Source organism: Pedobacter sp. HMWF019, assembly GCF_003061025.1.
Lineage (GTDB): Bacteria > Bacteroidota > Bacteroidia > Sphingobacteriales > Sphingobacteriaceae > Pedobacter.
On sequence record NZ_QAIL01000540.1, the window covers coordinates 3,280 to 17,648 of the forward strand.

General features: G+C 41.6%; 13 protein-coding genes. 9 read left to right on the top strand and 4 right to left on the bottom strand.

Going from position 1 to position 14,369, the window contains the following annotated elements:
- Positions 1 to 227 precede the first annotated feature (227 nt).
- From DBR11_RS26585 to DBR11_RS26610, 6 genes are all read left to right on the top strand, one after another.
- Entirely contained in the window at positions 228 to 1,007 is a 780-nt protein-coding gene (locus DBR11_RS26585; protein ID WP_108555587.1) for a DUF4197 domain-containing protein, read from the top strand.
- 626 nt (positions 1,008 to 1,633) lie between these two features.
- Positions 1,634 to 2,851 (top strand): DEAD/DEAH box helicase, encoded by a 1,218-nt coding sequence (locus DBR11_RS26590; RefSeq protein ID WP_108555588.1) that lies wholly within the window; start codon positions 1,634 to 1,636, stop codon positions 2,849 to 2,851.
- Positions 2,852 to 2,887: 36 nt separating this feature from the next.
- On the top strand, positions 2,888 to 4,168 hold the full coding sequence (locus DBR11_RS26595) for a replication-associated recombination protein A (RefSeq protein WP_108555589.1): 1,281 nt from the start codon (positions 2,888 to 2,890) through the stop codon (positions 4,166 to 4,168).
- Positions 4,169 to 4,179: 11 nt separating this feature from the next.
- Positions 4,180 to 5,658 carry a DUF5687 family protein gene (locus DBR11_RS26600; protein WP_108555590.1) on the top strand — a complete coding sequence of 493 codons (1,479 nt, stop codon included), beginning with the start codon at positions 4,180 to 4,182 and terminating at the stop codon, positions 5,656 to 5,658.
- The gene (locus tag DBR11_RS26605; RefSeq protein ID WP_108555591.1) at positions 5,655 to 6,350 is read left to right on the top strand and encodes an ABC transporter ATP-binding protein; all 696 of its coding nucleotides are present in this window, start codon (positions 5,655 to 5,657) and stop codon (positions 6,348 to 6,350) included. The genes DBR11_RS26600 and DBR11_RS26605 overlap by 4 nt, the downstream gene beginning before the upstream one ends.
- Positions 6,351 to 6,501: 151 nt before the next feature.
- A complete protein-coding gene (locus DBR11_RS26610) occupies positions 6,502 to 7,182 on the top strand; it encodes an OmpA family protein (RefSeq protein WP_108555592.1) in 681 nt (226 codons plus the stop codon).
- Positions 7,183 to 7,265: 83 nt separating this feature from the next.
- On the opposite strand, the gene DBR11_RS26615 is transcribed toward DBR11_RS26610, so the two are convergent.
- Positions 7,266 to 7,619 (bottom strand): hypothetical protein, encoded by a 354-nt coding sequence (locus tag DBR11_RS26615; RefSeq protein WP_108555593.1) that lies wholly within the window; start codon positions 7,617 to 7,619, stop codon positions 7,266 to 7,268.
- 80 nt (positions 7,620 to 7,699) lie between these two features.
- On the opposite strand from DBR11_RS26615, the gene DBR11_RS26620 reads away from it, so the two are divergent.
- Both DBR11_RS26620 and DBR11_RS26625 read left to right on the top strand, forming a co-directional pair.
- The gene (locus DBR11_RS26620; RefSeq protein WP_108555594.1) at positions 7,700 to 8,713 is read left to right on the top strand and encodes a Gfo/Idh/MocA family oxidoreductase; all 1,014 of its coding nucleotides are present in this window, start codon (positions 7,700 to 7,702) and stop codon (positions 8,711 to 8,713) included.
- 4 nt (positions 8,714 to 8,717) lie between these two features.
- Positions 8,718 to 9,500, top strand: coding sequence for a zinc-dependent peptidase (locus tag DBR11_RS26625; protein WP_108555595.1), 783 nt, complete (start codon positions 8,718 to 8,720; stop codon positions 9,498 to 9,500).
- Here the strand turns inward: DBR11_RS26625 and DBR11_RS26630 are convergent.
- The 3 genes from DBR11_RS26630 to DBR11_RS26640 form a co-directional block, all read right to left on the bottom strand.
- Positions 9,495 to 10,484: an alpha/beta fold hydrolase gene (locus tag DBR11_RS26630; protein WP_108555596.1), complete on the bottom strand. Its 990-nt coding sequence runs from the start codon at positions 10,482 to 10,484 to the stop codon at positions 9,495 to 9,497. The two genes, DBR11_RS26625 and DBR11_RS26630, sit on opposite strands and share 6 nt — an antisense overlap.
- A gap of 138 nt (positions 10,485 to 10,622) precedes the next feature.
- Positions 10,623 to 12,944 carry a TonB-dependent receptor gene (locus DBR11_RS26635; protein WP_108555597.1) on the bottom strand — a complete coding sequence of 774 codons (2,322 nt, stop codon included), beginning with the start codon at positions 12,942 to 12,944 and terminating at the stop codon, positions 10,623 to 10,625.
- A 271-nt stretch (positions 12,945 to 13,215) separates the two neighbouring features.
- Positions 13,216 to 13,503, bottom strand: coding sequence for a hypothetical protein (locus DBR11_RS26640; RefSeq protein ID WP_146186679.1), 288 nt, complete (start codon positions 13,501 to 13,503; stop codon positions 13,216 to 13,218).
- 248 nt (positions 13,504 to 13,751) lie between these two features.
- Between DBR11_RS26640 and DBR11_RS26645 the strand changes: the two genes are divergently transcribed.
- On the top strand, positions 13,752 to 14,369 hold a 618-nt coding region (locus DBR11_RS26645), incomplete at its 3' end, for a TetR family transcriptional regulator C-terminal domain-containing protein (RefSeq protein WP_108555599.1).

Genomic DNA, 14,369 nt, shown 5'->3' on the forward strand with positions numbered 1-14,369 from the left:
GATGGTTCTTTATAAATTTCAATGATCTGCTGCGGAAAAATCTAATCAAGTATAAAAATATTTTCTGACTTATCCAGTATTACCCCCGGAATCGGGCATTTCTTCTACACCTTTTCCATTTAAAACTTCACAGGTCAACATTAAGGACCTGTCCTTCAGACCGCATAAAATCAGACAAAACTCTTTTAACGATGGCAGAAGATTTGCTATCTTCAAAAAAAATAAACATGAAAAAGATCAACATCTATATGGCCGCTACCGGTTTAGTTCTCTTCTGTTCTTTACAAGTAAAGGCACAATCTAAACTTGGTAGCATTCTGAAGAGTATTTCGTCCAAACAAACTAAATCGACAACCACTACAAGTAATTCAAGTTCTTCGACAGGAACCCCTTCTACGCTTGAAATTGGACAGGGCATTAAACAAGCTCTGGAAATAGGCATCGCCGCCGGAGCAGACAAGCTTTCGGCCAAGGATGGTTTCTTTGGTAACATGGCAGTTAAGATACTGTTTCCGCCAGAAGCCCAGAAAGTAGAGAAAACGTTAAGAACTATTGGTCTGGGCTCCCTTGCCGACAATGTCGTTTTAAGTTTAAACCGTGCTGCGGAGGATGCCGCCAAAGAAGCAAAGCCCATCTTCCTGGCAGCGATTAAACAAATGACGCTGGCCGATGCAACCAATATTTTACTGGGCAGCAGCGATGCCGCAACCCAGTATTTCAAAAAGGCGACCACAGCACAGTTAATGGAGAAATTCAAACCGGTGATCTCCGCCAGTTTAAATAAGGTTGGTGCCACAAAGTACTGGACGGATGCTGCTGGGCAATACAATAAACTTCCATTGGTTAAGCCGGTAAACGCAGATTTATCTGATTATGCAACCCAAAAAGCAATTGACGGGATGTTTGTCCAGGTGGCCCAGGAAGAACTGAAGATTCGAGGGAATACGGCTTCCCGGTCAACGTCTTTGTTGCAGAAGGTCTTTGGATATGCAGATAAAAATAAGTAAGCTTTATAAAAAATAAATGTACTCTTCGAACACTGAAGTCCTTGCCGCGCTGCGCTCTGGTGGCAAGGCCCTCTGAGGTGTTCTCTGAGTAACATTGATTTTTTCTGGGCGCTTAGCTGGGAGGCGAGTCCGGGCAGGGTGCAGACGATGTTATGGAAATCGTTTAGTATTGAAAAGACCTTATGTTTATACCTTATACCCGGCTTTTTTAGAACTAGACAGCCTGTCCTGGCTTCGTCTTGATTCGTCACTTCTCCGCCGCTTCTGCGCCGTAACTTAGGTAAACAGGTACTTTTACCGAACAATCTGCGCTAAAAGGCCGGATCATCGAACAACTAACACAAAGCCAGGTATAACCCAGCCCCCATCCATAACCCGCTCTGCACCATACCTAGTTTATGCGCCGTCCCCAGTCACCTCTCTCCTCTGCAATTTGTTACGGAAAATTCTCGTACGCTGCGGAAAGACCTCAGAGATCTGCGGCTTCTTCAGCCGCCTGATATCGTTGGTCTTGAAGCAGCTGTACAGAATTTTCCAAACAATTCACCCCATTTTCACCAAAGCTTACTCTTTTCTGTTTTTTTAACCTACTTTTATAGAATACATTAGTAACAATATAAAGTAGATTGGATTTTAAAGATTTTAATTTTAACCCCGAATTATTAGAAGGGTTACTGGCAATGGGATTTCGCAACGCCACACCTGTTCAACAGCAGGCTATTCCTCTTATTTCGGATAAAAAAGATTTAATTGCCTGCGCACAAACCGGAACCGGTAAAACCGGGGCTTATCTTTTGCCGATTATGAACATGATCAGCGCCACAGAAAACCGTCACAATAACACCTTGATTTTAGCGCCAACCCGTGAGCTGGCACAACAAATAGACCTTCAGGTAGAAGCCCTCTCTTACTTTACCAACATCAGTTCACTAACTGTATATGGTGGTGGTGATGGTATAGCCTACGAGCAGCAAAAACGCTCTATGCGGGAAGGCGTAGACATCATTATTGCTACCCCAGGAAGACTGATCTCGCACCTTTCCTCGGGCGTGCTGAAACTAGACCAGCTGCAACATCTGGTCCTGGATGAAGCAGACCGCATGCTGGATATGGGATTTTACGATGACATCATGAAAATTGTGAGCTATTTACCAAAGAAGCGGCAAACTGTGCTCTTCTCTGCCACAATGCCTCCCAAGATCAGAAAACTCGCCGCAACTTTACTGCACCAGCCCGAACAGATCAGCCTGGCCATCTCTAAACCGGCAGAAGGAATTTCTCAGCAGATCTACCATGTACACGACGCCCAAAAAGTTCCATTACTTACCGGAATCTTGAAAACCGATGCCTATAAAAGCATTATTGTTTTTGCCTCGACAAAAGAAAAAGTAAAGAATTTAGGCAAAGTGTTCCGCAGTTTAGGCCTAAAAGCAGAAGCCTTTCACTCCGATCTGGGGCAGAAAGAACGTGAAAGTATTTTACTCACCTTTAAAAACAAGCAGCTTCCCATTCTGATCGGAACAGATGTATTGAGCAGGGGAATTGACGTGGAAGGCATTGATCTTGTGGTTAATTTTGATGTGCCTCACGACGCAGAAGACTATGTACACCGCATTGGACGTACAGCCAGAGCTGCAACCAAAGGTACAGCCATAACCCTGGTCAACTCGAAAGATAAACGCAAATTAGACAGTATAGAAAAACTGATTGAACGCAAAATTGATGTAATACCACTTCCAGAAGACATTGCGGCAATAGAAGCTGTACATAAACCTGAAGCACCAAGAAAAAACAATACAAACAATTCCAGGAAAAAGAAGGTTTGGCATAAAAAGAAAGCGTAATCCTTCTTTTTCATCCATTTTCTTATCTTTACCTATATGCAAAATCTTCCTCCTTTAGCTGAACGTATGCGTCCTCAAAATCTGGACGAATACGTAGGGCAGAAGCATTTGGTAGGTCCTGACGCGGTGTTGCGTAAAGCCATTCAAAGCGGACAACTTCCTTCCATGATCTTCTGGGGGCCGCCGGGCGTTGGGAAAACCACGCTGGCCTATATCATTTCCCAGACCCTGGACCGTCCTTTTTTCAACCTGAGCGCCATCAATTCCGGTGTTAAAGATATCCGTGATGTGATTGACCGTGCAGCCTTATTAAAAGACAGCCTCATGGGCTTACCCATTCTGTTTATTGATGAGATCCATCGCTTCAGCAAATCGCAGCAGGACAGTTTGCTTGGTGCAGTAGAAAGAGGACTGGTTACCTTAATTGGTGCGACAACTGAAAATCCATCCTTTGAAGTCATCTCCGCTTTGCTTTCCAGATGCCAGGTGTATATTCTGAAATCTTTGGACGAAGCCGAACTTTCCGGCTTGCTGCACACCGCGATTAAAGAAGACGTTGTACTAAAGGAAAAAAAGATCACCATAAAGGATCATGAGGCTCTGATCCGCCTTTCTGGAGGTGATGCCAGAAAATTGCTCAATGTACTGGAGATCGCCATTAATGGAATTGGTGGAAATAAAATTGTACTGACCAACGAAAATGTGCTGGCGCATGCGCAGCAAAATCTGGCTTTGTACGATAAAGCCGGCGAACAGCATTATGATATTATCTCTGCTTTTATAAAATCTATCCGCGGCAGTGATCCTAATGCTGCAGTTTACTGGCTGGCCAGAATGATTGAGGGAGGCGAAGATCCTTTATTCATTGCCAGAAGATTGCTCATTTTAGCCTCGGAAGATATAGGCAATGCCAATCCAAATGCTTTACTCCTGGCCAACAATTGTTTCCAGGCGGTGAATGTGATTGGCTATCCCGAAGCCAGGATCATTCTTTCACAGGCAGTAACCTATATGGCTTCTTCAGCAAAGAGCAACGCTTCTTATGAGGCGATCAACAAAGCACAGATGCTTGTGAAACAAACCGGAAATTTACCCGTTCCGCTCCACATCAGAAATGCCCCAACCAAGCTCATGAAGAATATAGGTTACGGTAAAGATTATAAATATTCTCATGGCTATGAAGGGAATTTTTCTGAACAGGAATATTTGCCAGAACAGATCAGCGGTACCAAATTCTATGATCCGGGCAAAAACCCTGCAGAAGACAAGCTCAGGGAAAAACTTAAACAAAACTGGAAAAACAAGTATAACTATTAAATTGTGGTCAAATGCTCTTCACATTTTTAAATCATCAATGGTTAGGTTTCTGGAGATCCAGGGGAAAAGGTGGCAGTATTGCCCTTCAAATTGCTATGGGGATCCTGATCCTTTATATCTTGGCCTGTGCGCTGATCGCAGGACTGGCTTTTGAAGAGCTTATTAGAAAATTCTTTCCGGGAAAGGATGTTGCATCTGTATTCAATGGGGCTATCCTCTACTATTTTGGCATTGAATTCTTAATGCGTCTGCAATTGCAGGAACTTCCCACTTTATCTATCGTTCCCTACCTGCACCTGAATATACCAAAGAACAAACTGGTCACATTTTTAAATGTCCGGGCTCTTTTTTCCGCCTTTAATATCCTTCCTGTATTTCTCTTTTTCCCCTTCTGCGCAACCTATATCCATGCTGCCAATGGTGTGTTTACGGAACTGTTCTTTATGCTCTCCATCTTTTCTTTAACGATCTTTAACAACTATCTGGCATTATATGTCAAAAGGCTGTCCACCGCAAGCACAGTATTTGTTTTTTCGGGCCTGTTCTTTTTGCTCAGCTTTGGTACGCTGGAATATCTAAAAGTATTCTCGATCTCAGACCTGTCGAACAGGTTGTTTGCACAGCTGGCCATACATCCGGCGATTGGGACCATCTTTCCCATACTTGCCTTCATGATGTTCCAGATCAATGCCTCCTACTTAAAAAACAACCTCTATGTAGAAGGACTATCCAGGGGCGAGAAAAAGAAATCAGCGACAGATTACCCCTTTCTTAATAAATTTGGAGAGGCCGGTACCCTGGCCGCATTGGAGATCAAACTGATCTTAAGAAACAAGCGCTCTAAATCAACCGCATCAAAAGGGCTTCTTTTTATCCTTTATGGCTTTCTTTTTTATAAAAAAGAGCTGATCAATAATGATGAGTTTGGAATGATGTTGTTTGCAGCTACTTTCATGACGGGTAATATGATCCTCCTGTATGGTCAATTTATGTTTGGCTGGCAAAGCGCAGAATTTGACGGATTGATGGCCAGCAAAATCAGCATTAAGAATTTTATAAAATCCAAATTCCTGCTGTTCACCATTTCTTCTACGGTACTTACACTGATCATCAGTCTATATGGGCTGATCAGCTGGAAGATACTGCTGGTTCAGTTTACAGCTTATTTTTATAGCATCGGCATTGCGTCTGTGCTGGTGCTGTATTTTGCAACCAGGAATTACAAATATATTGACTTAAGTAAAGGATCCAGTTTTAACTGGCAAGGGGTTGGTGCTTCTTCTATGCTCATGAGCCTGCCGGTTTTTCTGCTTCCTTTTGTGATCTATATCCCCGTATCCTATTTCTTTAGTCCGTACCTTGGGCTCGCAGGTGTTGCGGTATTTGGAGTGGCGGGCTTCTTCTCCCGGAGTTTTTGGGTAGATTTTTTAGTAAAAGAATTCAACAAAAGAAAATATCAAATAGCCGAGGGCTTTAGAGAACGTTCATGATAGAAATAAAAAACCTAAAGAAAATTTACGCCGGACGTACTGTCGTTAATATAGAAAGCCTGGTCTTTGGTCCGGGAGAAACAATTGGTTTGGTTGGAAATAATGGTGCTGGAAAAACAACCCTGTTTAGGATGCTTCTTGACCTGATTAAACCAGATTTCGGAGAAATTCTATCTAAGGAGGCTAATGTTTCCAGACAAGACCAATGGAAAAACTATACTGCGTCCTATCTTGATGAAGGTTTCCTAATTGATTATTTAACCCCTGAGGAATATTTTATTTTCATTGGAAGCCTGCACAATAAAACCGTAGCTCATGTAAATGATTACCTGAAGCGGTATGAAGAATTTTTCAACGAAGAAATTTTAGCACGTGGCAAGTACATCCGGGATTTTTCTAAGGGAAACCAGAACAAAATCGGCATTGCCGCAGCAATTATGCAGGACCCCGAACTTTTGGTACTCGATGAACCTTTTGCGAATCTGGATCCAACTACACAGATCCGATTGAAAACGCTGATCAGAAACTTAAAACAAGACCACCATGTAACGACCTTAATTTCCAGTCATGATCTAAATCATGTTACTGATGTTTGTGACAGGATCATTTTAATGGAAAAAGGTATTATTATTAAAGATCTCCGTACTGATGAAAACACACTGAACGAATTAGAAGCCTATTTTTCTGAATAACTCTGTACTGAATTTTGGTCACCTGGCTTAAGAAAAAGCGCATTTCCCAATTGAGGAGCAGAAAAATAACAGGAAAATTACCTTAATTATTTTAATTGCGATTATTGGCACTCCATTTGATTCAGCACAGTCAGTAAATTAAAATCAAATGATGACGACTTCAAAATTCAAAGTAGCAACATTCAGCATCGCCTTAGCCATGAGCGCAATGGCTTTTCAGGGTTGTGATAGCTTAACAAAAACACAGAAAGGTGCAGGTATTGGTGCTGCGGCCGGTGGTGTGCTTGGTGCCATCATAGGTAAAAAAGCAGGTAATACGGCTGTCGGCGCACTAATTGGTGCAGCTGTTGGTGGTACTGCAGGTGGTTTTATTGGAAAGAGAATGGACAAACAAGCTGCAGAGATCCAAAATGCCATTCCTAGTGCTGAGGTAATCCGCGAAGGAGAAGGTATCATTGTAAAATTTGACAGTGGAATCTTATTTGATTTTGACAGTGCCAATTTAAAAGATCCAGCTAAAGAGAACATCAAAACTTTAGCCGCTTCCTTAAACCAATATCCTGGAACAGACATTAAAGTAATTGGTCACACAGACAATAAAGGAACCGAAGCTTATAACATGAGCTTATCTGAGAGAAGAGCTGCTGCAGTTAAAGCCTATGCTGTTGCACAAGGTGTACCTTCCTCTAGGTTGATCACCATCGGAAAAGGTTTTTCTGAACCGATTGCAGACAATTCAACAGATGCCGGAAGAGCGGCTAACCGTCGTGTGGAGATTGTTATTGTTGCAAATGATCAACTTAAGCAAGAAGCAAAAGCGCAAGGAAAATAAAGAATTTACATCTACCTATGTAAAATCAAAAAACCCGTCGTACAATGTACTTCGGGTTTTTTATTTAAACAAGAACCTCCGGTTTATACCTCTTCGTTATAGATATCCTCAAAGTAAAGAACGGCCAATGATTTAAGCAGTAATTCCTGCTCCATCATCGCATAAGAAGGAATGGGCTTGATCAGTTTCCAATGTGGCCAGCCATCCTGGTCTAACCCCTCCAGTTCATAGAAACCCATTTCGCTCAACAAACGACAGGTTGCGATGTGCATCAATTCTTCTTTTTGTCTTTTACTGTATTTACCAGGTCCTTTTCCAAGCTCCTGTACGCCAATCAGGAATAAAATAACTTTAAGGTCCGGAGTATCGGAATCAAATTCCTTCGCGATTTTCTGCTGAAGGACCTTCCACTTTGCATGTATTTCTGCTGGCTTCATAAAGGCAAAGATACAGTTATCGGTCTTGTTTATGACATTAATATTGAAGCAATGGTTTGCGGATTTATTACTTTTATAAAATGGAAAGAGTAATTACAACCGGCCTGCTGGCCTATGGAATGTCGGGAAAAGTATTTCATGCCCCGTTTATAGACGCACATCCTGGATTTAAACTGTATGCCGTTACCGAAAGACATCAGAAACAAGCAGCAAGTGATTATCCAGGGGTTACCAGCTACAATTCAGTTGACGACCTTCTTGATGACCAGCAGATAGAACTTGTCGTGATCAATACCCCTAACTTTACCCATTTTGATTTTGCAAAGAAAGCCCTGCAAAAAGGAAAACATATTTTAGTTGAGAAGCCCTTTGCCGCCACTGCAGCTGAAGCCCAGGAGTTATTTGACCTGGCCAGATCAGTGGGCAAGCAGGTATTTGTTTACCAGAACAGAAGGTGGGATAGTGATTTTACCGCCATAAAAAAAGTTCTGGAAGAAGGCACTTTGGGAAAATTAAGTGAAGTTCATTTCCGCTTTGATCGTTACCGCGCCTCCATTGGGCCAAAAACATTTAAGGAGGAACCTGTTGCGGCAAGTGGCCTGCAATATGATCTGGGTCCGCATCTGCTCGATCAGGTCATCAGCATCTTCGGAAAACCACTCCATTTTCATAAGGTTCTGGGAAAAAACCGGATAAACACCCAGGTAGATGATTTTTTCAGTATACACCTCAGCTATCCGGACAGTGTAAACGTTTTTGTCCATGCCAACATGCTGGTTACAGATATTCAGCCAGCTTTTGTTGTACACGGTACAAAAGGAAGTTTAATCAAATACCGGGCAGATGTACAGGAAGAACAGCTTCTTAAAGGAATCAAACCTACAGAAGAAACTTATGGTGCTGAAGAAAAAGGTAAAGAAGCGCTATTGACGTCCCTGAATTCAGAAGGACAAAAAGAACAAGTTTATATTCCATCGGCAAAAGGCAATTACCTCCCTTTGTTTGAAGCAGTTTATGACGCGCTTACCAAAGGAAAGCCTTATCCCGTTGAAGAAAGCCAAATTCTTGCTCAACTAAATATACTGGAGTCTTAAATATATGAATTCAATTTGGATATTAATCCCCGTTGCGGGCCTGGTTATATACCTGATTTTAAGAAAAAAGACGACCAGCGTACCTGTCTCCATAAGTCCGGAAGAGAAAACGATTTTGCAGGAGCATGTGGTATTTTACCAGCACCTGGATACAGAACAAAAGCTTAAGTTTGAAACAAAGATCGGAGAGTTTCTAAACCGGATTAAAGTGGAAGGGATTGGGGTTGACATTACAACCCTGGATCGCCTGCTTATTGCATCAAGTGCTGTAATTCCTATTTTCGGATTTGACGGATGGCAATACAGGAACCTGACCAATGTGGTTCTGTACCCGGATACCTTTAACAAAGACTTCGAGTTTGAAGGTGGAGAAAGAAATATACTAGGCATGGTAGGTACCGGTTACATGAATGGCCAGATGGTTTTATCCAGGTCTGCTTTACGTGCTGGTTTCTCGGCCAATGCCGGAGATGAAAATACTGGAATCCACGAATTTGTCCACCTGCTGGATAAATCTGATGGGGCAACAGATGGCGTTCCTGAAAACCTGCTGAAACATGAATATACCATTCCATGGTTAAAGATGGTACATCAGGAAATGCACAGAATTGAAGCTGGAAAATCAGATATCAATCCTTATGCCATCACCAATGAAGCTGAATTCTTAGCTGTTGTATCAGAGTATTTCTTTGAAAAGCCAGATAAATTCAAAAGCAAGCACCCTGAGCTCTATCAGATTCTTTCTGAGATGTTTGCCCAGCAACCTGCAATTGAAAAGAGTTTATAAGCTGCCCAGCAGGGCAATCAGGAATTCTGTGGGCACCTCCAGGTGAGGAATGTGTCCACAGGCTTCAAATTCTATCAGTTTTGCACCTGGAATCTTAGCAGCTGTTTGCTTGCCCAGCAATTTATATTGTCCGTGAAGAGCCTGCTGTTCCGGGCTAAGCAAACCTTTGCCTACAATGGTTTTATCTTCTTTTCCGATAAACAATACCGTCGGAACCTTTAAGTAGGGGAATTCATAGACAACTGGCTGTTCATAGATCATGGTAAACGTCATTGCGGCAACCTTAGCCCAGCGGGGGAAATCAGTACTGTAGCCAACCCCTGCGGCAATACGTACCAATTCTTCATATTCAGGTTTCCACAGGGTAAAATACGATGTCTGATAGTATTTCCTAACAGATTCCGCTGTCGCTTTCAGTTCTGTTTTATACTGCTCTTCTGTGCTTACGTAAGGAACGAATTCCCGGTAATCTTCCAGGCCTATGGGATTCTCCAACAAGAGTTTTTCTACATTCTGCGGATAAAGCAAAGCGTACCTGGTGGCCAGCATCCCGCCCATAGAATGGCCCAGAATACTTGCTTTCTGAATACCCAGGCTATCTAAAAGCATTTTATTCCAGCGTGCCATCTGATGAAAGCTATAGTGAATAAAAGGTTTGGAAGACTTTCCAAAACCAATCTGGTCGGGAACAATCACCCGGAAACCCCGATCTGTTAATGCCTTGATGACATTTGTCCAGTAATAGCCCCCAAAGTTTTTGCCATGGAAAAGTACAACCGTCCTGCCATTGGCCCTTTGCTGCGGAACAATGTCCATATAAGCCATTCTCAAGTCCTGCCCTTCTGTTTGAACTGCAAAATATTTTACCGGGTAAGCATATTTAACATTTTCGAGGGTAATGGAAAGTGTATCGATCTTCTGGGCCGATACGCCTGTATAAGAAGCTAAAATGATCAGGATAAAAAGGTATATTCTTTTTGGCATGGTAGTGGTTTTTACAGAAAACAACTCGCAGATAGCGAAAGTTCTAAATATAGAATTTTTTTAGAATTTGCATTCCAGCCCCACAAAAATGAGACACAATTAAAAAGGCCGCTTCTTTCGAAACGGCCTTTTTAAGATTTATTTTTTCAATGTGAAAGGGATATTTACTCCGAAGGTAACGTTTCGTCCCTGGTTATAAATACCTAGGGTTGGGTCTTCGTCACTCAATCTTCCCGGTTTGAAACGGCTCAAGTGGTCATAATAAGCCTTGTTCAACAAGTTCTTCCCTGCCACATACAAGGTAATATCCTGGTTTTTGCTCAACTTTAAAGTGGTCCCTACAGAGGCATTCAATAAAGTATAACCAGATGTTGGGGTTTCAAAACTGTCTATTTTTGTTTGTTTGAAGAAATTATCTATCCCAACCGATATATACGAATGCGACGTTCCCGCAATATTGGGCTCAAATCGAAGTTCATTACGCAAAGTTGCCGCCGGAATAAATGGCAAAGATTCTTTCGTTGTACGGTTGGTTGCACGGGTGTAAGAAAAACTGTTATCAAAATGAATATAACGAACTGGATGCAGTGTTAAAGAAGCTTCTATACCTCTAAGAAAAGCATTATCCTGTACAAAATCATATACTGGATATTCTCTGCCATCTACAGTTTTTGTCTGACCGTTGGTATTGTAATAAATATAATTGTTGATATAATTTGCAAAACCACCCAGGCTTGCATTTACGTATTGGTTCTCGTAATCGAATGAAGCATCAAACTGGAAACTTTGCTCTGGCTTCAGATTCGGGTTTCCAACTTCATAACGGAATACACCTTCGTGAACACCATTAGAAGAAAGTTCGGCAATATTAGGTGCTCTAAAAGCACTTCCCGCATTTGCTTTAAAACTAAACACATCATTAAATTCATGGGTATAGCCCAGTGCTCCGGTCACATGTGAGAATTTATTGGTAAAGGCATTGAAGTCTGTTTCATCGCTATGAAACGCCTTCCCCGTCATCTTTCTGTAGTCAAATCTTGCACCCGCATTAAAGGTATCATTGTCCCAGGTTTTTTTGATAAAGACAAAGCCTCCAAAAGCCTGGCTATCAAAATCAGGGACCAGTTGTTCCAGGCCTGTTGTATTTATGCTGTGCATAAACTCTCCTGAAATACCAGCAACAGGCGCCCAGCCATTGAATTCTTTAAAGGAGTATTTCAGATCGTAGCTGTAAGTATAACTGTTCAGAAACAGGGAAGGATCTTCATTTGGAGCACCAAGCTCTCTGCGCAGATTATGCTGATAACCTAAGGTAGCTTTTAAGCTTCCTTCGCCTAAAAGAAGATTACTGTTCAGCGCTATTTTATAATGACGCACATCCTGTTTAGGATAAGCCAGCGTTCTTTCCTTATTCTGGGCATCCGTAAAAGGATTCCCGTCTTCATCTACCAATTGTCCTGCATCATTTCTTACCGGATCATAGAAACCAATATTAGTTCGGAAGCTAGAAGCATCCAGATGGGCATACCCCCATTTTTTATTCAAGCCAATCTGTCCTTCAAAATTGGTCTCGTTGTAGCCTGAATTGGGTACATATTCGGTCGGTGTTTTATAAGAATAAGCATTTTTATAAGAGCCTCTTGCCCTGTACACAAACCCATTCTCGTTACCCTGAAGCATTAGAGAGCTACCTGTAAGTCCATTGTTTGTAGCATAATTTGATAAAAACTCTCCCTTTAATGTCCCCTCCGGTGCAGGAAGGGCATCCAGGATATTAATCACACCACCTAAAGCATCAGAGCCGTACATTAAACTTGCCGGTCCTTTTAGTACCTCTACCCGATCCGCGCTATACTGGTCAATCTCTATTCCATGCTCGTCACCCCATTGTTGTCCCTGTTGCTTTACTCCGTCGCTCAAGGTAACCACACGGTTATAGCTTAGTCCACGGATAACGGGTTTGGATATACCTGGCCCGGTAGTGATCTGAGATACACCTGGTGTCCTGGAAATGGCATCAATCAGGTTAGTAGAAGGATGATATAGAAGATCTGCTTTACTTACAGTAGATATGGTTGTACTGTTCTTTTTATTGTCAGAGCTGTTGGCTGACCCGGTAATCACGACTTCCTTTCCTTCAATCACACTAGGCTTTAACTGAAACTCTGTGGCACCCGCATTTCCAAAGTCTATGGTTTGCGTAATGGTTTGATATCCGACATAGCGGATCTGGATCAGAAAATGCCCGTGTGCAGGGATATTTTTAAGAACAAAAGCTCCCGATTCATTGGTCACCGCAGAGACGCGCAGATCAGGAATCGTAATCATTGCTCCGGGAAGTGGCTGTTTAGTATCTGCATCGATTACTTTTCCCTGGAATTGTGTAAGTTCCACAGCAAAAGCGGCTGTAGTAAACAGTGTATATAATAGTACAGCTAATAAAAGTTGTATCTTTTTCATCAGTATATAATTTGATTTTTAAAGGTTATGAAGCGATCATGTGTCCCTGACCCTACGTCTTCAGATTTGACGTAGCGCAGCACAGGATGTTTCATCAGATAATTTCCTAACCAAAAAGCAGACATAATAAAAATATGAAGGCTCTTATGTGTGTTTTAAATTCAGTTTATATGAGTTTGTTCCAAAAGAACATGGAAATAACAGACTCCTTTCCTATTATGAACACAGAAACATGTGCAATACATTATCTCTCCATTCATAACATGAAAAATTAAGCTATGGGAGGACCACGCAGAGAAGAATCTATAAGCTCAGTATAGGAACTACTGATTAAGGGGGCAGTTTTCAACAAGGACTTAAGCGTCAAAAATACCTGGAAATGACTGGTCGTAGCCACAAAATCCTTTTCAAAATGTGCAGCACAAATTAAACAGGTTTCAGAATGCGTACTTAAGTGCAGTTTATGGGTACAGTTCTTTTCTTTAGTAAGGTGAAGATCTTCTTCATGATGATGCAGAGCACTCCATGGCGTCAGGGCAATAGAAAACACCATCAGCATAAGAGCTGATAGAATCCGGTTGATATGTAGCCGCTGCTTTCTCAATTTCCTGAAACAAAAGTAATCAATCCATATGATTAAATCTATTCCCTCCGGTAACATTGCCTTTATATGACCTCTGTAGAGACCAAACCCACCCAGCAGAAGTCGCTTTTATTACAATAAGATGATGCTTACATCTCTGTAATCAACCACTTCTATAAACCATAATATGCATTTTTACGTTATATCAAGTAAAAAGAATCAAAATGGCAACAGCTCAGCAGATTAAAAACGCCTATATGGATTATGTGCTTACTCACAACGAGAAGCCAAAATCAGTATATAGTTTTGTAAAAAAACTAAAAATTAGTGAGTCTGAATTTTATGAATTCTATGCTTCATTTGAAAGCATAGAAAAAATGGCCTGGGTGGAGTTAACTGTAGAAACCATTGACACTATAGAGCAGCAGGAAATTTGGTCGCAATACTCTTCCAGAGACAAATTGCTCTCTTTTTTCTATAGTTATATCGAGGTACTGAAAAAGCACAGGAGTTTTATTATTTATAGCCTGAAACAATCTGGAAATAGATTTTCAACACCCGAAGTACTCTCTGGCACGAAACCAATTTTTGAAAATTTCGCAGAAAACATCATTAATGAGGGTTTAGACTCCGGAGAGCTGGCCAACAGAAAATTTCTGAGCAAACGCTATAAAGATGCACTTTGGATTCAATTTGCATTTATTGTAAATTTCTGGGTAGGCGACGATTCTGCCGGTTTTGAAAAAACGGATGAAGCTATTGAAAAAGGGATTAATGTGACATTTGACCTCTTTCAGCGGTCTCCCCTCGACAACCTGTTTGAATACGGGAAATTTTTATCC

Excerpts from the sequence above, each read along its gene's own strand:
- DBR11_RS26620 (WP_108555594.1), top strand. The coding sequence starts at position 7,700 with ATGGAAAGAGTAATTACAACCGGCCTGCTGGCCTATGGAATGTCGGGA.
- DBR11_RS26600 (WP_108555590.1), top strand. The coding sequence starts at position 4,180 with ATGCTCTTCACATTTTTAAATCATCAATGGTTAGGTTTCTGGAGATCC.
- DBR11_RS26585 (WP_108555587.1), top strand. The coding sequence starts at position 228 with ATGAAAAAGATCAACATCTATATGGCCGCTACCGGTTTAGTTCTCTTC.
- DBR11_RS26595 (WP_108555589.1), top strand. The coding sequence starts at position 2,888 with ATGCAAAATCTTCCTCCTTTAGCTGAACGTATGCGTCCTCAAAATCTG.
- DBR11_RS26630 (WP_108555596.1), bottom strand. The coding sequence starts at position 10,484 with ATGCCAAAAAGAATATACCTTTTTATCCTGATCATTTTAGCTTCTTAT.
- DBR11_RS26640 (WP_146186679.1), bottom strand. The coding sequence starts at position 13,503 with ATGCTGATGGTGTTTTCTATTGCCCTGACGCCATGGAGTGCTCTGCAT.
- DBR11_RS26625 (WP_108555595.1), top strand. The coding sequence starts at position 8,718 with ATGAATTCAATTTGGATATTAATCCCCGTTGCGGGCCTGGTTATATAC.
- DBR11_RS26605 (WP_108555591.1), top strand. The coding sequence starts at position 5,655 with ATGATAGAAATAAAAAACCTAAAGAAAATTTACGCCGGACGTACTGTC.
- DBR11_RS26635 (WP_108555597.1), bottom strand. The coding sequence starts at position 12,944 with ATGAAAAAGATACAACTTTTATTAGCTGTACTATTATATACACTGTTT.
- DBR11_RS26610 (WP_108555592.1), top strand. The coding sequence starts at position 6,502 with ATGACGACTTCAAAATTCAAAGTAGCAACATTCAGCATCGCCTTAGCC.
- DBR11_RS26615 (WP_108555593.1), bottom strand. The coding sequence starts at position 7,619 with ATGAAGCCAGCAGAAATACATGCAAAGTGGAAGGTCCTTCAGCAGAAA.